The 20,561-nt window shown below is 66.5% G+C and carries 15 protein-coding genes and 2 pseudogenes; 10 read left to right on the top strand and 7 right to left on the bottom strand.

Translation table 11 applies throughout. The features are described 5' to 3' along the window. The first annotated feature begins 668 nt into the window (after positions 1-668). Positions 669-3,188 carry an NB-ARC domain-containing protein gene (locus AB0D57_RS37705; protein ID WP_362084110.1) on the top strand — a complete coding sequence of 840 codons (2,520 nt, stop codon included), beginning with the start codon at positions 669-671 and terminating at the stop codon, positions 3,186-3,188. A 176-nt stretch (positions 3,189-3,364) separates the two neighbouring features. Continuing rightward, the gene (locus tag AB0D57_RS37700) at positions 3,365-3,688 is read left to right on the top strand and encodes a hypothetical protein (RefSeq protein WP_362084107.1); all 324 of its coding nucleotides are present in this window, start codon (positions 3,365-3,367) and stop codon (positions 3,686-3,688) included. 236 nt (positions 3,689-3,924) lie between these two features. Here AB0D57_RS37700 and AB0D57_RS37695 read toward each other — a convergent pair whose 3' ends face one another. Together AB0D57_RS37695 and AB0D57_RS37690 are read right to left on the bottom strand one after the other, a co-directional pair. After that, positions 3,925-4,791: a serine peptidase gene (locus AB0D57_RS37695; RefSeq protein ID WP_362084104.1), complete on the bottom strand. Its 867-nt coding sequence runs from the start codon at positions 4,789-4,791 to the stop codon at positions 3,925-3,927. After that, positions 4,788-9,269, bottom strand: a complete 4,482-nt coding sequence (locus AB0D57_RS37690) for an NACHT and WD repeat domain-containing protein (protein WP_362084101.1) — start codon at positions 9,267-9,269, stop codon at positions 4,788-4,790. Before AB0D57_RS37690 ends, AB0D57_RS37695 begins: the two co-directional genes overlap by 4 nt. 287 nt (positions 9,270-9,556) lie before the next feature. On the opposite strand from AB0D57_RS37690, the pseudogene AB0D57_RS37685 reads away from it, so the two are divergent. From AB0D57_RS37685 to istB, 5 genes and pseudogenes are all read left to right on the top strand, one after another. Further along, positions 9,557-9,804 (top strand): annotated as a pseudogene (locus AB0D57_RS37685) (hypothetical protein); the annotation flags it as partial. Between the two features lie 376 nt (positions 9,805-10,180). Next, positions 10,181-10,852: a TniQ family protein gene (locus AB0D57_RS37680; protein ID WP_362084098.1), complete on the top strand. Its 672-nt coding sequence runs from the start codon at positions 10,181-10,183 to the stop codon at positions 10,850-10,852. Positions 10,853-10,957: 105 nt separating this feature from the next. Then, complete coding sequence (locus tag AB0D57_RS37675) at positions 10,958-11,572, top strand: class I SAM-dependent methyltransferase (RefSeq protein WP_362084095.1); 615 nt, start codon at positions 10,958-10,960, stop codon at positions 11,570-11,572. Between the two features lie 197 nt (positions 11,573-11,769). Beyond that, positions 11,770-13,368 (top strand): IS21 family transposase, encoded by a 1,599-nt coding sequence (istA, locus tag AB0D57_RS37670; protein ID WP_362084092.1) that lies wholly within the window; start codon positions 11,770-11,772, stop codon positions 13,366-13,368. Then, positions 13,365-14,138 carry an IS21-like element helper ATPase IstB gene (gene istB / locus AB0D57_RS37665; RefSeq protein ID WP_143600201.1) on the top strand — a complete coding sequence of 258 codons (774 nt, stop codon included), beginning with the start codon at positions 13,365-13,367 and terminating at the stop codon, positions 14,136-14,138. The genes istA and istB overlap by 4 nt, the downstream gene beginning before the upstream one ends. Here istB and AB0D57_RS37660 read toward each other — a convergent pair. Beyond that, the gene (locus tag AB0D57_RS37660; protein ID WP_362084149.1) at positions 14,135-14,659 is read right to left on the bottom strand and encodes a hypothetical protein; all 525 of its coding nucleotides are present in this window, start codon (positions 14,657-14,659) and stop codon (positions 14,135-14,137) included. The two genes, istB and AB0D57_RS37660, sit on opposite strands and share 4 nt — an antisense overlap. A gap of 139 nt (positions 14,660-14,798) precedes the next feature. Here AB0D57_RS37660 and AB0D57_RS37655 point away from each other — a divergent pair, with 139 nt between their 5' ends. Continuing rightward, a complete protein-coding gene (locus AB0D57_RS37655; RefSeq protein ID WP_362084088.1) occupies positions 14,799-15,110 on the top strand; it encodes a hypothetical protein in 312 nt (103 codons plus the stop codon). A 41-nt stretch (positions 15,111-15,151) separates the two neighbouring features. Here AB0D57_RS37655 and AB0D57_RS37650 read toward each other — a convergent pair whose 3' ends face one another. Then, entirely contained in the window at positions 15,152-15,604 is a 453-nt protein-coding gene (locus AB0D57_RS37650) for a tautomerase family protein (RefSeq protein ID WP_362084085.1), read from the bottom strand. On the opposite strand from AB0D57_RS37650, the gene AB0D57_RS37645 reads away from it, so the two are divergent. Beyond that, positions 15,597-16,085 (top strand): helix-turn-helix domain-containing protein, encoded by a 489-nt coding sequence (locus tag AB0D57_RS37645; protein ID WP_362084082.1) that lies wholly within the window; start codon positions 15,597-15,599, stop codon positions 16,083-16,085. The genes AB0D57_RS37650 and AB0D57_RS37645 overlap by 8 nt on opposite strands. Before the next feature lie 342 nt (positions 16,086-16,427). On the opposite strand, the gene AB0D57_RS37640 is transcribed toward AB0D57_RS37645, so the two are convergent. After that, entirely contained in the window at positions 16,428-16,598 is a 171-nt protein-coding gene (locus AB0D57_RS37640) for a hypothetical protein (protein WP_362084079.1), read from the bottom strand. Then, positions 16,595-17,206, bottom strand: coding sequence for a hypothetical protein (locus AB0D57_RS37635; RefSeq protein WP_362084076.1), 612 nt, complete (start codon positions 17,204-17,206; stop codon positions 16,595-16,597). The genes AB0D57_RS37640 and AB0D57_RS37635 overlap by 4 nt, the downstream gene beginning before the upstream one ends. A 428-nt stretch (positions 17,207-17,634) precedes the next feature. On the opposite strand from AB0D57_RS37635, the pseudogene AB0D57_RS37630 reads away from it, so the two are divergent. Next, positions 17,635-18,802 (top strand): annotated as a pseudogene (locus tag AB0D57_RS37630) (IS3 family transposase). 500 nt (positions 18,803-19,302) lie between these two features. Here AB0D57_RS37630 and AB0D57_RS37625 read toward each other — a convergent pair. Beyond that, entirely contained in the window at positions 19,303-20,190 is an 888-nt protein-coding gene (locus tag AB0D57_RS37625) for an aminoglycoside phosphotransferase family protein (protein WP_362084073.1), read from the bottom strand. Positions 20,191-20,561 lie beyond the last annotated feature (371 nt).

The following is a 20,561-nucleotide window of genomic DNA, read 5'->3' as shown; positions in this document are numbered from 1 at the left end:
CCCACCGTCACGCGCGTGTCCACACTTCGTTTTGCACGGCGGCCAATGGATGCGCGTTGTCCGGAGCGCTGTCCGCGAGGTCCTCGGCGGGGCTTTGATCGGTGCGGATACTCATTGAGCCCTTCAGCGGGGCCGTTCCAGGGTGGGGACAGCTGCGGCAGTTGACGACACTCGATTCGTGCTGCACCGGGCTCTTCGGAGGATGCGCCAGGACCTCGGACGGGCCGCGCATGCCCCGCTTCACCGGTGCTCGCGCTGCGGAGAGCGCGCAGTTGGCCATGCGCCGGCTCGGCGATCTTGAGCGTGTGTCTGCTGGTGACCGCTGCGCCGCGTAACTTCCGGCTGGACGCCCGCAAGGAGCCGTCTTCGGCGGCCGTTGAAAGAGCGGCCAGGTGCCGTGTGGCGGCGTTCTGGGCATGACTGACGTCGGGGCGGCGGCAGCGCGTTGGGGGACGGCGCGGCTGCTACAGCACAGGACCCGGGGGCGGTCGATGACGGTCGAGGAGCTCGTGGCGGCAGTCGTCGCCTTGGCGATCGTGTCTGCGAAGAGGCTGGGCGTCGGTCTGGCGGATCGCGCGGTGCAGGGTGTGGAGCAGTCGGTGGCCGACCGGCTGGGGCGGCTGTACCGGTGGATCGCCGGGCGGCTGCCCGGCGAGGAGGGCGCGTCGGTGGTCGAGGAGGCGGGCCGTTCCCCTGATGCGGAGGCTCTGCTGCGACGGCGGCTGGTACTGGCTCTGGGTGCGGATCCTGCAGGCGTTGAGGAGCTGCGGCTGCTGCTGTCGCCCCACGCGTCCGCCCTCGCCCCTGGCGATTTCCTTCTACCCGAATCGTCCGGCATCCCGCGTCAGCTGCCGCTGGCGGTGGCGGATTTCACCGGTCGCGGCCGGGAGATGGCGCGGCTGGTGGAGGCTGCTGAGCGTCCAGGCGAGGGCAGGGTGTGCCTGGTGCACGGTCCGGGCGGAATCGGCAAGACTTCTGTCGTGGTGCAGGCTGCTCATCAGCTGATGCCGTCTTTCCCCGACGGTCAGCTCTTGGTCGACCTGAACGGGGCGGAGGAACGTCCTGCTGCCGTGGGCGAGGTTCTGGGCGACTTCCTGGTGGCTCTGGGAGTACCGCGCAGAAGAATCCCCGACGACGAGGTTGGACGGACACGGCAGTTCCGGACCGAGTTGGCCGACCGGCGTGTCCTGATCGTCCTGGACAATGCGGCCAGTGAACAGCAGGTAAGTGCGCTGATACCGGGTGGGCATTCGTGCGCTGTACTGATCACCAGTCGCCAGGGCCTTGCCACGCTGGCCGTGGATGAGCGCGTCGCATTGTCGGGGTTGGATGAGGACACCGCCTGGGATCTGTTGAGACGGATCGGCGGCGCGGACCGGGTGGACGAGGACCCCGAAGCAGGCCGCGACGTGGTCCGTCTGTGCGGCGGGCTCCCGCTGGCCCTGCGCATCGCGGGAGCACGGCTGGCCACGTTTCCCGCGCGTAGCGTGGGCTCCTTCGCCCGCGATCTTGCCGACGACCATCGGCGGCTGGATGTGCTGAGCCTGGGCGAGCGCAGCGTACGGGCGGTCTTCCGCGCCGGCTATCAGGCGCTCCCGTTGTTGCAGCGGCGTGCGTTCAGGCTGTTGTCGGCCCTGGATGCTCCCGACCTACCGGCCTGGGCGCTGTCGCCTTTGCTGGAAGTGGACGCCGATGCGGCCAACGTGTGCCTGGAGGGACTACTGCTGGCTCATCTCGTGCAGGCTCGCCGCGGCGAGGCAGGCGGCCAGCGCATCGTGCTGCATGATCTCGCGCGCGCGTTCTCCAAGGAGCGAGCGGCCGAGCAACTGGCGGACGAGGCCGACAGCGCCGTACGGGGTTTGCTGCATGCCTTCCTCAGCGCGGCCGACGCAGCCGACGCGCAACTGCGGCCGGCCGGTGCCCGGCACAGAGGCCGTGACGAGGCGGTCCGTCGTCCGCCGCCGGACGACGCTGTGGCGGGTGATGTGTGGGAGGCCGTCGAGTGGTTCGAGGCCGAGCGTGTCGTGCTGGTGGCAGCTGTCGCCCATGCTCACGCTCGCGGGTGGTGGGAGCTGTGCTGGGAGATCACCGACGCGATGAGTATCGCTCTTGAGCATCAGTGGCGCTGGGACATCAGCAGCCAGGTCCATGAACTTGCTTTGGATGCGGCCGACCGTCTGGGGGATGGCCGGGCCCGTGCTGCGCTGCTGCGCAACCTCGGCGAAGTTTTGCGTGACGGCGGCTGTGACCTGGGCAGGGCCGCAGAGTGCTTCAGCGAAGCGATCTCTCTCTTCCAAAGCTCGAGCGACGCACACGGCGAAAGCGACGCCCTGGGCAATCTGGGAATCCTGCAGCGCCAGCAGGGCGAGCTGCGGGAAGCCGAGCGAACACTCACCGCGGCCGAGATGCTCTTCCGGGCCCTGCCGCTTGAGCGCGGGCTGGCCTGGACCCTGCGGGAAAAAGCGGTGATCAGCCGGCACCACGCTCACTACACCCAAGCCCTCGCCCAACTCGACGAAGCGCAGGTCCTGTTCGCCGCCAACGAGGAAACCCGCGGTATCGGCTGGATTCTGCGCACCCGCGCCGATACCGAGAAGGAGAGCACGGTGGGCGGCTGCCCGCTCCCTCGCCGCTGGTACGCAGGCCCCTGGCCCGGGCACCACGCCACCAGCCGGCCCGCACAGGATCCGCAATGGGCCGCGGCCCGCACCCACTACGAGCTCGCCGCCCAGCTCCTGCACGCCGTCCGAGACCACCGCGGGCACACCTGGACCACACTGGGGTTGGCCGACATGGCCCTCTACGAGGGCGACCACACCGCCGCCGAACTGATCAGCCGTGCGCTCCAGGAGACCGACGCCTGCGGCGACCAGCGAGGCCACAGCAGGGCACTGACCGTGCAAGCCCTGCTGCACGCCGAGGTAAACCGCCTCAGCGACGCCATCACACTGGCAGAACAAGCCCTCGCCGGCCCCCGCGACCACGTCGGCGCCGCTGAGGCCAGCTTCCGCCTAGCTCGCCTCTATGGCGCCGCCGGCCAGCACCAAGACGTCCTCCACACCCTCCAGCAGTCCCGAACCCATCACCACGCCGCCGGAATGCCCTTCCCCGACCTTGCCGACACCGAACTCGCCAGGACCCTCACCCGCCCCGCACCCCGAGCCCGTCGCTTCCGCCGACATCAATAGGTTGTCGGCACCTGCCGACGGTCTGAATGCAGGCCTTGGCTGCCGTGAGACCTGCTGTCGGGTGGCGGGCTCGGCCGAGTGCGATGCGTTGCCGTGGAGATCGGCCCCGGCCCCTCCTGGCGTAGAGAGATTTTTTCGGGGCGGCCGACCTTGCGCGGAGTCCGCCGCGGTCTCCCATGATCGACAGCCGGGAGGGACACCACCCGCACCCTCACGAACAAGCGTGTGCCCGATATATCGCCGCCCAGGTCTGCGGTTCGACCAGCCAGATCAACGGCCTGTCCTTCACGGAGCGGTGGAAGGGTCTGGGGGAGTACGTCCGGCGCCACCCGGGGCCCTGTCCTCTGCCAACGCCGGTCGACGGGCGCATCGAGGGCGAGCCGTGGACGACAGCCATCGACCACACCGAGACCCGGGCCCTGATGCGGCATCTGGGCACTGCGTGCTTCATCGTCATCGCCTACCTCAGCTCGTTCCTTAACCTCGGCCTTGATCGATAGCTGCCGCATGGTCACTCGTTGGGTGATCGCTGGGTATGAGGACGGCCTTCCTCGTGATCCTGAACTCTGCGACAGAATGAAGGAGTTCACAGTGAAGGCCGTGGTGATGAGTTGTCCTCTGACATCCAATCCAGTCGTTTGACAGCGAACCTAGTCGTGCGAGGTGAGCACGCCCCTCCATGCAAGGGCGTTGCCTGCGACGCTAGATCGTTGAAGACGCAGACCCGATGAGAGTCTCAGGCGGCCTGGTCCGGGGGTGTCGGGTCGAGGACGAAGGGAGCAATCGCTGCAGCGGTGAGCGGGGAGGACAAGTACGCTCCGAGGGTGTGGAAGTCGATACGGCCAATCGGAGTGTCGGCGTGCTGGTCAACGGGGAATCGGTCGCCGAGCCGGCGGGGAATCGCCACAAGGTCACCTGTGTCGGCGAGGTTCACCCAGTAGCGGACCCCGGCAGGTCGGGCACCCAGATCGGCGATGGGTGCGGGCACCAGGTGATCAAAAATCCCGCCCGGCAGGCCAAGAGGAGAGCCCAGGGTTACGAAGCAGTCCACGGTCAGTTCCGGGTGAGCATGGAGGGCCTCGTACGCGACGACGGAGCCGAGGGAGTGAGCCAGCACCACGCGGGGGCGCACCCGTCGGATCGACTCGGCCACGGCGGATCGGGCGGCAGCCCGTACCTGCGGAACGTGGAGGTAGCGGCGGACCTCGCCCGCCAGCTGGACGGCGAGCCGGATGACCGTCCCGATGGGGATGTTGCGGCGTCGGGAAACCCAGGACAGGACCTGCCGCAGTGGTGCAGTAATCAGTCCCTGCCGTTCCCGGGGACTGGGTGAACCTAGTGCCAGCGCCCAGGCGATCACGATGGACTGTTCTCGTTCGTCGATGGCAAGTACATCCGGCACGACAGCCTGCCGCCCCGCGGCGTGGGTGTGGTGAGCGTAGTACGCGACGTGCAGGGCAGGGAGCTGGTGGGTGCCCAGTCCGGCGGCCGTGAAGCCATGCTGAAGTTTTGGCCGCCACTGCCCTGCTAGTTCCGTGGCCGCCTGTTCCTGCGTGCGGCCGCTCAGATGGTTGCCGATGCCGTGCACTGCGACGATCGTCACTGCTCTGGTCCTTCCTCCGAGTGACAATGGACGGAGTACGCGGGGAATCGCCACGGGCCGCCGGTGGTCACGCCGTCGACCTTGCCGATCTCGTACGAGTGTGCCTCCAGCCGCACGACCTCAAATCCGTCGGGCGTCAGTACGTCGACGAGAGCATCGTGGAGTTGGGCAGTCGTCGCAGTGATGGGGCGGGTGTAGACCAGGCCGAAGGAAGGCGGCAGTCCTCCCTCCCATTCGTCGACGGTGTACAACTCCCACCCGTCGGCGCGGGCATCGCCACATAGCAGTTCGCCCGGCAACCAAGCCAGGACGTGGGTGACGTAGACGGTCGGCCGCGTCGGACGGAGCGTCGGCGCCGTTGCGGAGCAGGCCCAGCCGAGGGCCGTGACATGGCCGACCTTGCTGCCTACCAGCACGCCGCTCTCGTAGGGGGCAATCGTGTGTACTCGATCCGGCACAGGGGCCGGCGGTCCGAGAGGATCGCCGGATTCTGCATCCCATGCTTGAACCTCCGCCTCGCTGACCGCGGCCACGAGCACCGGCCTGCCGTTCACATGGCTGACAGCCATCGCCCGAGGGCCGGCTACGGGGACGGAACCCACGAGCGAGGCCGTCACAAGGTCCCAGATAAGTACCTGATCGCCGTCCGACGATTGCTCGGCAGCGAACAGGTGCCCGCCTTGCATCGCGATGGCTCCGATCCGGTCCAGCGTGATCGATTGCCGCAGGGTGCCGTCAGCCAGGGACCAGAGACAGACCCTGCGTTCGTTGTGGACGCTGATCAGGAGCGACTCGCCGCCGACGGCGCCTGCGACCAGCTCTGTGACCGGCCCCTCCACGCTGGCGAGGAGATGGGAAGACGACTCCTTGATCGTGTCCCAGACATGGATACCGCCGTCGGCACCGCCGACCACGGCCCACACCGAATCGCCGTGCGGCACAGCGGCCAGCGCGGTGGCCGGGGCGGGGAGGCGGACCGTCGACTCCAGGGCATCCCCACGGACATTCCAGGTTTCGAGCTCATTCTCCGTGGTCACCGTGACGACGTAGGACGCGTCGCTGGCCGTCACGGTGATCGCATGGCTGAGCCGGCCCAGGTCCGTCAATTCGCGATCCTCGGCGCCGGTGTTCAGGTCCCAAGCCTTGATCGTGCCGGACACGAGTTCGGCGCTGAGGGCGAGCTCCGAGCCGCCGAGCCGGATGGTGCCGAGCATTGTGGCGGGGTCCCAGCGGTTTTGGCCGTGACCGAACCGTGGGCAGACGTCGAGGTCCCACACCCGCATGTTGCCGTCGCGATGGGCGGTCAGCGCGAGCTGAAAGCGGTCGACACGGCGGATATCCCCTAGCGCCAGCCTTCTGTCCTCTGGGCCTGTGACGACCTGGACGGTGTCACCGTTCGCCCGGACCGCGTACATGCCGGGGGTGTAGGCGACGAGGGCGAACAGCGGGGCCAGCGCGTCGGTGCGCTGGATCCGCACTGCTTGGAGCCCGCCGGCCGATGTGAGGCAGACGGGCCGCCCGTCCAGTTTGCGCAGCACCCTCGGTCCGTCATCTTGAGGTTCGGCGCAAACATAGTGGATCGCGAGGGAACCGTCGGGGGACTCCACTGCGAGTAGCGAGCAGATGGTGGTGTCCCCGGCGTTGACGGTATCGAGGGTTTTGCCGAACGACTCATCCAGCAGGCCGATCCGGCTGATGTCACCATTGACCCGACCAACTACAAGGACGGTTTCATCCCCAATGTCGGCGACCGCCAGGGCCGAGACCTCCGCGCCGTCGAGGTGCGCGTCGGCAACGATCGCCCCCGTGACGAGATCGTGCAGCCGCAGAACGTTCTGGTCAGTCACCAAGGCAATGACCACCCGCTCCTCCAGATCCACGATCACCATTTGAGTGATGACATCCTTATTTGTCCGGAGGGTCGAGGAATACCGGAGGACTGCGCCGGTACGGCTCGGTGTGATGTCCCACGCTTGGAGGGAGCCGTCGGTGCCGCCGAACACAGCAAGGAGCCGTTGATGGACAGCTCCCAGGGCAAGGGCTGACACCGTGGTGCCCAACTCGTCCTTGCTGATGACGTGCAGCAGGGACTCCTCAGACAAGCCCGTACTCCAGCGGGTGCAGAGCACAGCCTGTTCGTCTTGGAGATGGCGTGCCAGTCCGGCCGCCCGGTAGGTCACAAGGCTCTGCTGAAGCCTCGCACGCCGTGTCTCCAGCAAACCGTCCTGCGCGAAGAGGCTGCCACGACCGAATGCCTTCTGGTACGCGGCTCCGGCCCGCCGTGCCGTGGGGGTTCTCGTCCTGTGAACGGCTTCCCAGATGCTGTTGTGGTCAGCGCGGACTAGGTACTCCGGGTCCATGAACAGCTGGTCGACTGCGGATCCGCCCGGCACAGCGACGGCATGATCCATAAGGTGTCGTAGCAGATACGGTGCGGCGAGGTCCCACCGAGGCCCCTCAGCGGCCCACCGTCCCGGGACGGCCGACATTAGCTCGTGGAAGAGCTTGTCGGCGAGCCCGTCGAGTTCGGCCCCGGCGTCACGGAAGTGTTCGGTGATCGTCTCGTGGAAGAACCGGTAGAGCTGACGTCCGTCCGAGTCGATGTTCGTCCGCAGATAGAAGCGGGCGGTAGCGAGCTTCTCGCGGGCTTCGCCCGGGGTCAGCGGGCGGAGCCCCTGGCCCGCGGCCATGGCGGCAGCGGTGGCGGCTGCCGCCACAAGCTCCAATGGCATACCCTGGCCCCGCGCTTGTGCCAGCCCCACCATCACGTGCCGCATCCACGGGTCGTCGTCCAGCGTGGTCCGCAAATGCAGTTCGAGCAGGTGCGGCAGACTCTGCGGCAGCCGGGCGACTGCCTCGGCAGGTTTCAGGGGTACACCGGCCCGCAGGAAGTCGGCGAAGAGTGCCGCGACGAGGAAGGTGCTGCGATCGCGGCTATGAACGATCGCGGTGGCAACCGCACGGGCTACGGACTCGCGGAGGGCCTGGTCGCTGTACCCGGGTGCGCTGTACAGGATGTCGGCGATGTAGGTCGTGAGGTCGTTCGCAAGGTCTTCGATATTGGAAGAGGCGTCCAGGTCAAGCACCATCCTGCGGGCACCGGGCGCTTCCCAGAACCGGTGGTCGTCCGTCTGCGGCGGGCGCATTCCCACGAGCGCTCGGAAGGCGGGGCGGCCGTCGGGGCGGAGCGTGCGCAGGAGCTCGGGTAACAGATCGCGGACGATGCGGTCGCTCTCCAGGGCTTCGTCAATGGCATCGAGGATGAGTACCACCGGTTCCGGCAGGTCCTGGGCGATGCGTTTGAGCTGGTCCAGAGCTTGCTCACTGCTAGCGGCGGCCGGCTTTGTGTCCTCGGGAGTCAGTTGCGCCATGATCGAAGCGATCACCTCGTCCGTACTCCGGTGCCGGGCATGGACCGCGACAAGAGTCGGGTACCGACGCTCCGGGCGGTACTGAGCAGGAATGCGGCCAACCAGCCCGGCACTCAGCTCGGCGAGCTGGTTGTGCGACAGGAAGACCGTTACCCCCAGCAGCGCCGACTTTCCGGCCCCCGGGCTTCCGGTGACCAGCAACAGGGTGTCGTCGCTCGCCAACCAGGAGCGAATCTGGGTCAGCTCACGGGTTCGCCCAGTGAATAGGCAGGCCATGATCGCAACGGCGTCGTCCAGGCGGCCGGACGCCCGGGTGAGGAAGTGGACTGGGTCTAGACCGGGGTCGAACTCAGCCGCTAGTTCCCGAACTGCAAATCGCAGTCGGCTCCGAAGCCGCTGCCAGCCGTCAGTGCTAAACGCCGGGTTGGCGAAGAACTCCGGTACTGGCAAAGAGGCGGCTCGACGCGGCGAGTGCATCACGGTCTGCGGATACCCCTCGCCGAGGCGGACCAGCTCCCGTGTGATCTCGTCGGCGACAGCCTCCACCGGCACGTGGGACAGAGCCGGAGAAATGTCCCAGTGCCCCAAGCGGAGCCGCTCCAGGGCTTGGGCCGTGGCCTTGGTGAACCGTGCGTCAAAGGCGCTCTCGTCCGCCGTGCAGGCCGCAATCACCCAGGTCTTTCGGTCGCCCTCGGGAACGTCCTGGAACAGTTGGTAGTCCGTCGCGGCCCCTGCACCGCAAACATCGAGCAGGAACAGGACGGGAGACTGGTTGGAGCCGTGCTCGACCTCGTTCAGCCATCGACCGACATCGATCGCCGACACCGGGAGGTCGGTCGGACGGCTATCGTGCACGGGCAGGTACAAGACGCGGCCACGAAGGGCCCCGTGACCGGCAAAGTGAACAATACGCGGACCGCCCGCCGAATCGTGCCGCAGTTGCCGCCAGCTGTCCTCAATGCTGACCCGGTCCGCGTCGATCACCGGTTCACCGACGTTCAGTCCGTCGAAGCGCGAAAGCACCACGGCGAGTTCACGCACCTGCGGTTCAACCGACGGCAGTGGACGCAACCCCTCCGACATGGGGTTCCACTCGCCGTCGACCACGCTCTCAAAGGCCCCAACCCCGAGCAGAAGTGCTCGAACCATTATCCCCCCGTGCCCGTACGCTTCGGTCTCCAGGCTATCGGGACCGAGGCTGGTCACCCCTCACGACTAGATTCACTGTCAGAAAAGCCCAGACGACTGAGTTTGCTGTCAAGCGCCTCGGTTGGATGACGGAGGACAAACTTGTCCTGTCTCACTCAATCGAGTCGTTTTCTCAACGAACCGAGTCGTTCGGGCTTCCGTCTCAGCGAACCTAGTCGCGCGGTTGAGCGTGCTGGGGGTGCTGGATGGCTGTACCGGCTGAAGTGGATCACGCGGGGCCGTGCATCGAGTTGTCGTACGTGGACGCGGTGCACGGGCGTCGTCGCGTCCACTGCGGGACGGTGTGACGGGCCGGTTCGAGGATGTCGATCCCGTGCGTACGTTTCGATGGTCGCGTCGTGAGCGTCACTTCCCGGGCTGGTACTGGGCGGCGACGACCGGGCGGCACGTCGGCTTTGAGTCTTGGCTGGAGCGGGACCGGCTGCTGCTGATTGGGTCAAGGGCCGACCCGCACGATGGTGTTCCGACCGCTGCCGCCTGATCGCCCGCCGGAAGCGCGTCCCGCTCTCGCCCCAAGGCGCCCGCCGGCACACCGTCCACAGAACACCCTGCGCCCACTGCGGCACCGTCGTCGAACGCAACCGCCCTTTTCGCTGGTGTTCCGAACCTTGCAGGCAAGCCTCCTACGAAGCCCGGTGGGCTAAGGGGCAGTGCGGACACTGCGGGCAGGATCTACAGCAGAAGACAAGCTCCTCACGCGGAAGTCGGTGCCAGCCGGTGTGGTGTTCCCGCATTTGCCGCGCAGCGGCCCACCGTGAACGCCTCAGAGCCCTCCCCGACCTTCTCCATCTGCGGGAACGCGACGAGTAGTGCCACCGAGACAGCCGCTTCCGCGCACCGTCCCCCTCTTTCACAACGAGACCCTGGACTCCTTCCTCCACAGGCTCGCCGCCGCCAACCACCTTCCGGCCGACCAGTTGCTGCCCCTTTTGGAGATCCGCCGCACCAAGAAGACCCCGGCCAACACGCTCCTTGAACCTCTCGCCGCCGCGGCCGGAGTCCACCAACGCGCCCTGGGACTCGCCCTGCCCGAATTCCTCGACGCCGACGTCGACGCCACCGACAAGCCCGGCGCCATCGGCCGTCCGCGCTCAGCCCTGCACACCGCCATCCAGCGTCCCGCCTGCCGCCGTTGCACCCACGCCGCAGGCATCACCATGACCGTGACCTGCTGGACTACTCATGACCGCAACGTCTGTCTCCGCCACCGACTCTGGATCGGCAACGGCATCGCCAACGCCGACGAGCAAGTCGACATCAGCAGGCTCCCCGACACGATACGAGCCCAGAGACACCACCGAAATCTGGTGGCCCGCCACGGCCGCCGCTGGGTTCGCAACGCCTATCCGGATGCGCGAAAGATGTACTTCGCCTGGCTGCAGCAGTCCGCTGACCCGTTCGATCTGCTCGACACTGAACGCCGCATCGTCACCGACGGCACCGGGTGTCGACGGTCAGGCAATTCCCCACGATCTGCATGATCAGCTTCACGTAATTCCCCATCCCTGCGATCACGACTCCCCATGGGGACGGCGAATCCGTCGGTGTGCATTCGGCAGGCCATGACCGGCCTCTACGATGATCCGATGCGCCAGCCCGCCGCAGAGCCGTACTGGAACACCAACGTTGCCCGGCATCCAGGCATCCTCCGGTCTGTTCCCGAGGGGTGCGGCGATGCCCTTGACGTGGGCTGCGGGGACGGGCTGCTGGCCCGGAAACTTGCCTGGCGGGCGAAACGCGTCACCGGGATCGACAAGTCGCCGGACATGATCGCCTGCGCACGCGAGTCCGCTGCCGGCCACCCGCAACTCACCTTCATCGAGGGAGACTTCCTCACCGCGGAACTTCCCGGTGCGCAGTACGACTTCGTCTGCTCGGTGACCACGATCCATCACATGGACTTCGAGGCGGCCCTCGTCCGCATGCGTGAGCTGCTGCGGCCTGGCGGCACGCTGGTGGTGGTCGGTCTGGCCCGCGAGGCGAGCGTGACGGAGTGGGCGGCACTGATCGCGGCTGCCCCGATCGTGCGGATCACGAAGGTGCTGCGTCGCGCGCGTGGCCCGCAGGGCATGCCGGTCGCCGACCCGCAGATGAGCTACGGACAGGTGCGGGCTGCTGCCCGGCGGCTGCTGCCCGGCGTGCGCTACCGCCGGCATGTGCTGCGGCGGTACTCGCTGACCTGGGAGAAGCCCGCCCGCTGATCCGGTATCGATGGCGATTTTCCCCATCCTGGGCGGTTTGAACGTCATGTGATTCTCTGCGGCGGTTCCTCCTGTTTCTCCATGGGTGGCGCGGAGTCCGGGATCGAGGGACCTGGTCGTCGCGGAGCTGTCCGTGTTCCTCGCCCCGTGGTTCGGCAGGCCGATGGGCAGCCCGGATGGCAAGGAGAACGTTCGTCGTGGTCGACATCACCGAGATCTACGTCCACTGGTACGCGGGCCGCTCGAAGAGCGCGCTGGCCGCGTCGCTGGGGGTGGACCGCAAGACGGTCAGGAAGTACCTGGCGCCGGCGGAGGCGTCCGGGATCATCCCGGGCGGCCCGCCGATGAGTGAGGCCGACTGGGCCGGGCTGATCGAGGGGTGGTTCCCCGGCCTCGTCGACAGGAGACTGCGGCAGGTCACCTGGTCCGACATCGACGAACACCGCGACTACATCAAGGAGTTGCTGGGAACGGTGACGGTCTCCACGATCCACCAGCGGCTGCGGGACGAGCACAAACTGAAGGTGTCGATCTCCTCGTTCCGCCGCTGGGTGCACGCCACGCTGCCCGACGAGGTGAGCCGCTCGCAGGTGACCGTCCTGCGCGACGAGGTCGAGCCGGGCGAGGAGGCTCAGATCGACTACGGCTTCCTGGGCCAGTGGACCAACCCCCGCACCGGCAAAAGGCACCGCGTCTGGGCGTTCGTGATGGTGCTGCCCTGCTCGCGGCACATGTTCGTGCGGCCGGTCCTAAACCTGGACCAGCACGCGTGGACCGAGGCGCACGTCGCGGCCTTTCGCTACTTCGACGGCGTCCCGCGCCGGCTGGTGCCGGACAACCTGAAGACCGGCGTCGACAAGCCCGACCTCTACGACCCGAAAATCAACAAGGCGTATGCCGAACTCGCCACCCATTACGGCGCGTTGGTGGATCCGGCAAGGGCATCGAAGCCAAAGGACAAGCCCAGGGTGGAGCGGCCCATGCCCTATGTCCGCGACTCGTTCTGGCGCGGGCGGGAGTTCACCTCGATCGAGCACATGCAGGCCGAGGCCGTCACCTGGGCCCAGCAGGTCGCCGGGCGCCGCCAGTGCCGGCCGCTGGGCGGGGCGGCGCCGATGGCCGTGTTCGGTGCGGTCGAGGCCGCCGCCCTGCTGCCGCTGCCGCCCACCCCGTTCACCCTGGCCCGCTGGTCGACGGCCACCGTTGGCCCGGACATCCACATCAAGGTCGGCCGCACCCTCTACTCCGTGCCCTGGAAACTGATCGGCCGCAAGGTCGACGTCCGCTCCACCGCCACGATGGTGCAGGTCTTCCTCAACGGCGACCTGGTCAAGACCCACGCCGCCCTTGAGCAGGGAAAACGCACCGACAAGAGCGACTACCCACCGGAGAAGATCGCTTTCCAGATGAAGACCCCGGTCTGGTGCCGCACCCAGGCGTCCGAGATCGGTGACGCCTGCCGCGAGGTCGTCGACCAGCTCCTGGAGGTCAACGCGCTCTACCGGCTCCGCGCCGCCCAGGGGGTTCTCGGGCTGCGGAAGAAGTACGGCGACACCCGTCTGGAGGCCGCCTGCGCGAGAGCGATCACGGTCGGCGACCCGTCCTACCGCACCATCAAGGGCATCCTGGTCGCCGGCACCGAGACCGATCCCGAGCCCGAGACCAGCGGAGACGCGGGCGCCGCGGCCTTCCTCCACGGCCCGCAGGGACTGTTCGGCTCCGTCGCACCCCCGGACACCCCGGAGGACACCCGTGACGACCAGGTCCACGGCGAAGACGAGGTGGCGGCACGATGAGCGTGATGGACACCGCCCTGCGCGAGTCACTCAAGTCCCTGCGGCTGTCAGGGATGCTGGAGACCCTCGACGCCCGCCTCGCCCAGGCCCACGGCGGCGAACTCGGCCACCTCGACTTCCTCCAGGTCCTCTGCCAGGACGAGATCACCCGCCGCGAGACCGTCGCCTTCCAACGCAGGCTCCAGCGGGCCAAGTTCGAGCAGCAAGTCACTCTGGAGGAGTTCGACTTCACCGCCTCCTCGAAACTGCCCGCAGCCCAGATCCGGGACCTGGGCGCACTGCGCTGGCTGCATGCGGGCGAGTCCGTAATTTTGTTCGGCCCGGTCGGGGTGGGCAAGACGCATATCGCCCAGGCACTGGGACACCTCGCCGTCCGGCAGGGCGCCCACGTCCGCTTCGCCAAGACCAGCCGGATCCTCGCCGAACTCGCCGGCGGCCACGCGGACCGCACCTGGGAGAAGCGGATCCGTGAACTGGTACGGCCCGACGTGCTCATCCTCGACGACTTCGCCATGCGCCAACTCTCCGCAGCCCACGCCGACGACCTCTACGAACTGGTCAGCGAGCGGCAGGGCCGGTCTCTGATCATCACGAGCAATCGGGCGCCCAGCGACTGGTATCCCCTCTTCCCCAACCCAGTCGTCGCCGAGTCCCTCCTCGACCGGCTCATCAACACCAGCCACCAGGTCATCATGAACGGCCCCAGCTACCGCCCGAACAAGCGACCCAAGAACCCCACCGACAAGCCCGCCAAGCCCTCGGTCCGCTAACGCCCGGCTCCTTCCACGTTCCATTCCCGCGGCAGTTCCTCGTCACAGAAGACGCAAACGAAGTCCTCCTCCCGAACGATGTTCAGCTGACCGCAGGCGAGACAGCGCCGGAACACCACCTCGTGGGTGAAGCCGGAAGGATGATCGATCCCGGCTGCGTCCAGAGCCTTCTCGACGGCCGGCCACGAGCTGATGTCCGGGCAGTATCCGGTCGACTGGTTACTCACCTCGCCGACTACCCACTGCCCGGACTCCTCGCGGAAGCTCATCTCCCCGGCACCCAGAACGGCACCACCGCCTGCACACACCACGTGCTCGCTCCGGCGCGGCGCCAGCCGCAGCACACCCGCCGAGTCGATAACGAACGTGAAAGGCTCGGCCAGCTCCACCGCGGCCAGATTCGAAGCCCAGTCATCGAAGTCCGCCGCCGAGTGGATGCTCCGGCCCTCAGCCTCCGGCCGAACAAGGGCCCGCAGATCAGGCGGTCCCACATACCGATAGCTCCACCCCAGCAAGTTCACGCTGGCCAACGTAATGCCCTCGCGAGGCCAAGGCCTGGGGAATTACGTGAACTTACCCCTGGGGAATAACGCGAACGTTCACACCGGGAAACTCCCCTCTCCCGACCTGACGCTCACGATGGTCTTCCACCCTCAAATCGTGACGCTCGCCGGACTTCTCGCCGGCCGGGAGTGGGAACGCCGCGCTGTCGCTACCGGCCACGTCACCTGGCTCGTCGAGCAGATCACCGTCCGCAACATCCTTCTCGGCTACGTCCCCAAGGACCGCAAGGACCCCCTGATCCAATGGGCTGAGCAGCATTTCTCCACCCACAAGTTCGTCGCCTTCCACCGAAGCCCGAGGATCTACGACGCGTTCTTCCCTCGCGAAACGATCCCGCCACCGCGCCAGCCCAGTGAAGCCGACGCGGAAACACGGTGGAGCCCGTTCCACCCCTACTACCGCTGCTGAGCCTGAGTACAGCCGGGTCGTGAGGTGGCCCAGATGGAGGGTCACACGGTGAGGGCGCCGCCGACGAAGGTACGTTCTGGCGGTGACGCCACGAGTTCGACCATGGTGCCGGCGCGGAGGTCATCGCCGACGACGCGCGTGATCGCGTCGGTGAGCGCGGTGCCGAGGCGCGCGGTGATCTGGGCGGCGTCGGGGCGGTCGAAGACGCCAGCGCGGACGCCCAAGATCACCGAGGCGTTTGTGTCCACGGCCTTGCCGCCCTGCGCGAAACGGCCTGCGGGGACTCCGGCCAGGCGGACGCTGACGAGGTCGCGGGCCCATTCGCCATAGACGTCGACGATAGCGTCGGTCAGTGCGGCGACGAGCATGGGTTCGTTCCCGGTCAGCCTGTTCTCTGGAAGGTGGACGGTCAGATGCGGCATAGTGGACCTCGTTCCCTTTGAATCCAAAGCCTTTGTTTTTAAAGGTATCTGGAAGAGGTCGCTGATGTCCACGGAATCGGACGGTCCAGCCGTCAATGAGGCCGTCCGCACCCTGCTGTTGCTCATGCCACGGCTCGTGGGCCGCGCCAAGCGTCTGCCCATACCTCCGGCGCTCCAGGGTCTGGACCTGGCACCGCGACACCTCGCGCTGCTGGCCCACCTGGAGTACGACGGCCCCACCAGCATCAACGAGCTGGCCGCTCGGCTGGAGGTGGCCCCGACGACCGTCAGCCTCATGGTCAGCGAGCTGTCACGGCCGGGCGTCCTGCAGCGCACCGCCGATCCCGCCGACCGCCGCCGCCGCATCATCGCCATCGCCCCCGCCTACGCCGCACCGATCGGCGAATGGCTTTCTGGCAGCGCCTCTGCCTGGGAATGCGTCATGCGCGGTCTCGACCCCGCGGAACGCGCCACAGTCATCACCGCTCTGCACGCCTACGAGGCCGCCTTGGAGCAGGCGGGCGACCAGCATCGGAACGCGCAGCTGCGTTAGCGGGCTTGGCGGAGTCTGCATAGCGCGGCCTGCTGACACAGCCGCTCTCGCTTCTCACCAACATTTTCCCGCCTCGAGATCGCTTGATACTCCATGTCCGCAACGGACTGATCACGCGAGTCCGTGACTACATGGACGGCTCAGAAGTCGCCAGCGCCAGGGCCTGACGGCCCGACCAGTACAGCGGAAGCCCGACCTATGAGACCGGACAGCACTGTCCCGTCTCAAAGGATCTGGTTCTTGGCTCGGTTTGTGACCTGCGGCGACCAGATCATTTGAGACGGGTTGCACGCCGACTTCTCAACTGAGGTGGTCCCGCAGCGACGGATGCCAGCCTTTGTCTCAGTCGATCTGGTTCGGGTCGGGCGGGCTGAACTGACACCAGCTCTGGGTGACCAGCCATTCCTGGTAGTTCCGGAAGATCATGGAGAGGCCGCCGGCTTGCTGCCGCTCGCAGGCCAGCATCGGCTGGACCGCGTCCCGGGGCGACGCGGTCGCTTCTCGGGCACTCACTCCCGGCTGGAGAGAGGAGCCCGTAGCTCCACGCGGAGTCGGATCGACGTGTCGATGGGCAATCCCGTGCTGGAGTAGCGGAGCTCCTTCGAGAAGTTCGCGATGAGATCGAGATCCCGAAGCTGATGCTGCAGCTCGGAGGCCAGTGCCTCCTCAGTGTCGACGGGAAGTCGATCTTCGTCCATCTCGACCAGGTACTGAAGATGCTGGTCAATGGCCTCCACTGCCCGCGCGCCGGTCCAGATGGCGAAGTCCTGGCAGCCGAACAGGTAGGCATGCGCGGCATACAACGCTGCCGCCGCGGCGGACTCGTCCGCATCATCCGGCCCGTCCTGGCCGTCGTTGTGGCAGTACTCGCTGAGCATGTACTCGGCGACATCACGGTTGACCGCCGAGAAGGCCGTCGAGTCACCGAGAGTGCCCTCCCACACGGAATTCAGCAGGGGGTGCAGGCTCAGGGTGAACGGCGCCTGCTCGTCCTCGGGCAATGCCTCGTGCCAGCTCATAAGCCGTTCCGCAACACCGACGGCGAAGACACCACGCTCGCCGGACGACACCGACTTCAGTCGCTCCTCCACCAGCGCCGACAGCTCCTGCCACGTATCCATTCGAGCCGCCCCAGAGTTGTGATACCAGCGTGCTCACGCCAGCCACGAAGATCGTCTCAGGCGCCAGTGACAACACCTCCCGCGAGACCCCAGCAGCCTCTGCAGTCATCAGCGAAGGCTTCTCCGTCGGCGGGGGGCCTGACAGACCAGATCATCGGAGACGCCCAGCGAATCAGACCAGATCATTCGAGACCAGGACCAGATCCACTGATACTGAACAAGCACTCAGCCTGTTCGGTCCTGGCCCCCGAGATTTGTCTCAACGAACCAAGTCCCCGCGTCTCACCCAATGCAGTCCACGCAGATCAGCGAGGCGCGGACGACTAACTTCGTTGAGACAGGAAAGAACTGTCCGCTGTCTGAGGCGCCCCGAAGTTCTCGGACAGCGGTCCCCATAGGATCGAAGCCCAGAACGGCGGAGAGAGCACGTGGCACAGAAGCGTAGGAAGTTCAGTCCTGAATTTCGGGACGAGGCGGTCAAGATGGTGGTCGTGGAATCCCGCCCGATTGCCGAGGTCGCCCGAGAGATACAAGTGAACGAGGGAACGCTGGGCACCTGGGTCAGCCGGTACCGGCAGGAGCACGCCGGGGAGGAGCCTCCGCTGAACATCAGCGAACGTGCCCGCCTGCGCGAACTGGAACGCGAGAACCGGGAACTCCGCATGAAGACCGAGTTCTTGGGAAAAGCGGCGGCCTTCTTCGCCCAGGAATACCGGTGACGGAGAAGTACGAGTTCATCGACGGCGAGGCCGGTAACTTTCCCGTGCAGCAGATGTGCACCTGGGCGGGAGTGTCCACGTCGGGCTTCTACCACTGGAGATCGAGGCCATTGTCGGCCACCGCGAAGCGCCGTGCGGAACTGAGGGCTGTCATCCTCCAGGTGTTCTCCGACTCTCAGGAGACCTACGGCTACCGGCGTGTCCACGCCGCGCTCCAGCGGATGAACGTGCAGCCGGAGCGGAACTGGTCCGCGCGCTGATGCGCGAGCTCGGCCTGGTGCCATGCCAGCCGCGGCCCTGGCGGGCGACCACGATCGCCGATGATGCGGCGCTGGCCACGCCCGACCTGCTGGCCCGTGACTTCACCGCTGACGCTCCCGGGCGCAAACTGGTCAGCGATATCACCTACGTTCACACCTGGGCCGGGTTCCTTTATCTCGCGATCATCATCGACTGCCACACCGAAGCGGTGGTCGGCTGGGCGATGGCCGACCATATGGAGACCTCTCTCATATCGGATGCACTCGATATGGTGGCCCGGAACATCGACCTCGCCGAAGGCTGCATATTTCATTCCGATCGCGGCAGTCAATACACGTCTCGGGAACTTCGTTGCAAGCTCAGTTCGTTGGGCCTGCGAGCGTCGGTCGGTCGCACCGGTGTCTGCTGGGACAATGCGATGGCTGAATCATTTTTCGGTGCCCTCAAAAACGAACTCGTGCACCGAACTACGTTCCCAACACGCGCACACGCCCACCGGGCTATCGTCCGCTACATCGAGATGTTCTACAATCGAAAGCGCCTCCACTCCGGACTCGGCTACAAGACTCCCGCAGAAGTCCACGCCGAGTACGAGGAGTTGCAGGCAGCGGCATAGGCAGAACCCTCAACACCGCTGTCCGAGAAGCGCAGGGCCGCTCAGGTGGCCTGAAGGCTGGCCGACGCAGTCTCGATGAGCCCCTTTTCTGGGCAGGCGTTTGAAAGTCGCATCCAGCCTTCCAGGCTGTAGATACAACGATCATCAGACAGCAGGGACACCCACCGGCAGGTCCGTACGAGCGATCGAGTCGCCACTCTTAATCAGCAGTCATGGGGCGCCCCGGAAGGCCGGCCGACGGAGTCGTGGAGAGCCCTTTGATGGGCAGGCTGCTACGAGTCGCATCCGACCTTCCTGGCTGGACGCGGAGCATACAGCCCGACCGGGTGCCCACCTGCACGCCCGTACTGTAGCGATCCTGATCGCAGCTCTTAATTAGCAGCGAGGGCGAGCAGCGGCACCGGTGTCCCGGGGCTGCCACTCATGCCCGATCGAGCCTGCTTGAAGGGTACGGGCGTTTGACAGCGAACCCAGTCGTTTCGGCTTCCTTGCCAGCGAACCTAGTCGGACTCCAAAATGCGGTCGAGTGTCCGGCGCCCCATTCTGCTCATCGTCGGATTGCTCTCGACGTAGTACCAGACAACACCCATGGCCTGTTCGAACGCCCATGCCTTGCCGCGCTCCCACTCCAGATCGTCACAGGCCAGTGTCTGCCGGAGCACTTCCCGCGGGCCTGGCTGCAACAGGTGCCAGGCACTGGCCAGATCCAGCGCGGGGTCGGCCGGGCCGAAGCCGCCGGTGTCGAGTACGCCGCTGAGCCGGTCTCCCGCGACCAGTACGTTGCCGGGAATCAGGTCACCATGGCTCATCACGTCGGCAGCCGTGCGTGGCAACTCCCGGAGGTGGCTCCACACTTGGCGCAGCCGGGGCACGTCGAGCAGCCCCTTGCTCTCCGCGAAGCACTTCGCCATCCAGTCGTCGTGGTGAGCGAGAACGCCGCCACGGTTCTCGCCGCTGAAACGCCGCCCCCGCGTCTCGGCGTCCCGCAGGGCTGCGATGAAGGCCGCAAGGTCCTCGGCGAAAGCGTCCGACCCACTCGGGTCGGCATCGAAGGCGACCGTTCCCGGCAGCCATGTCTGGATCGACCACGGCATGGGGTAACCCGCTCCAGGCTTTCCCAGGGCGACGGGTTCCGGAACGGGGAACCGAGACACCTGTGCCAGCTCCGCGCACGCCTGGGCTTCCCATTCCAGAACCGCCAGCGCCTCCGCGGCATCGGTCAGACGCAGCGGGAAACGCGCGGAGAGGTCGTCCCCGATGCGGAAGATGGCGTGGACCGTCCCGGTCGACGACAGGAGTTGGATCGCCTTGCCGCTCCACTGAGGGAACTGTTCTTGGATCAAGGTCGCAACGATGTCGGTGGTCACGTCCACTTGGTCATCGTGCATGGTCAATCTCGCAGGCCCTTCCACTAATCCAGTTCGAAACGACGGAAGCAGTCCAGATCAACTGAGACGACAGCCAGTATTCAGACGCCAGGTTCCAGATCAACTGAGATTTTTTCGGCCACCCAGGTGTCTCAACCGTGCTGGTCGCCCCAAGTCACAGCCGCGGCTTCGGACCAGATCACTTGAGACGGAACGTGAGAGGCACCCACCGAGAGCGATCGTTTGCCATCGAACCTAGTCGCTCAAGGTCAGGGCGTCGCAACCGACTAACTTGGCTGTCAAAGGAGTGCGCCACGAAGCGCTATGCAATCGAGTGGAGGTGAAAGACCTTCTCCGCCGGGCCGTCGCAGCGGTCTGGTGAAGCTGGGGGC

It is taken from the genome of Streptomyces sp. NPDC048275 (assembly GCF_040652275.1).
In the GTDB taxonomy this organism is placed as follows: domain Bacteria; phylum Actinomycetota; class Actinomycetes; order Streptomycetales; family Streptomycetaceae; genus Streptomyces.
The sequence above is the reverse complement of the archived record's forward strand: the minus strand, read 5'-3'. Positions and strand labels throughout refer to the sequence as shown.

Coding starts and splice junctions, on each gene's coding strand:
- AB0D57_RS37700 (WP_362084107.1), top strand. CDS start 3,365: ATGATCGACAGCCGGGAGGGACACCACCCGCACCCTCACGAACAAGCG.
- AB0D57_RS37675 (WP_362084095.1), top strand. CDS start 10,958: ATGCGCCAGCCCGCCGCAGAGCCGTACTGGAACACCAACGTTGCCCGG.
- istB (WP_143600201.1), top strand. CDS start 13,365: ATGAGCGTGATGGACACCGCCCTGCGCGAGTCACTCAAGTCCCTGCGG.
- AB0D57_RS37645 (WP_362084082.1), top strand. CDS start 15,597: ATGTCCACGGAATCGGACGGTCCAGCCGTCAATGAGGCCGTCCGCACC.
- AB0D57_RS37635 (WP_362084076.1), bottom strand. CDS start 17,206: ATGGATACGTGGCAGGAGCTGTCGGCGCTGGTGGAGGAGCGACTGAAG.
- AB0D57_RS37625 (WP_362084073.1), bottom strand. CDS start 20,190: ATGCACGATGACCAAGTGGACGTGACCACCGACATCGTTGCGACCTTG.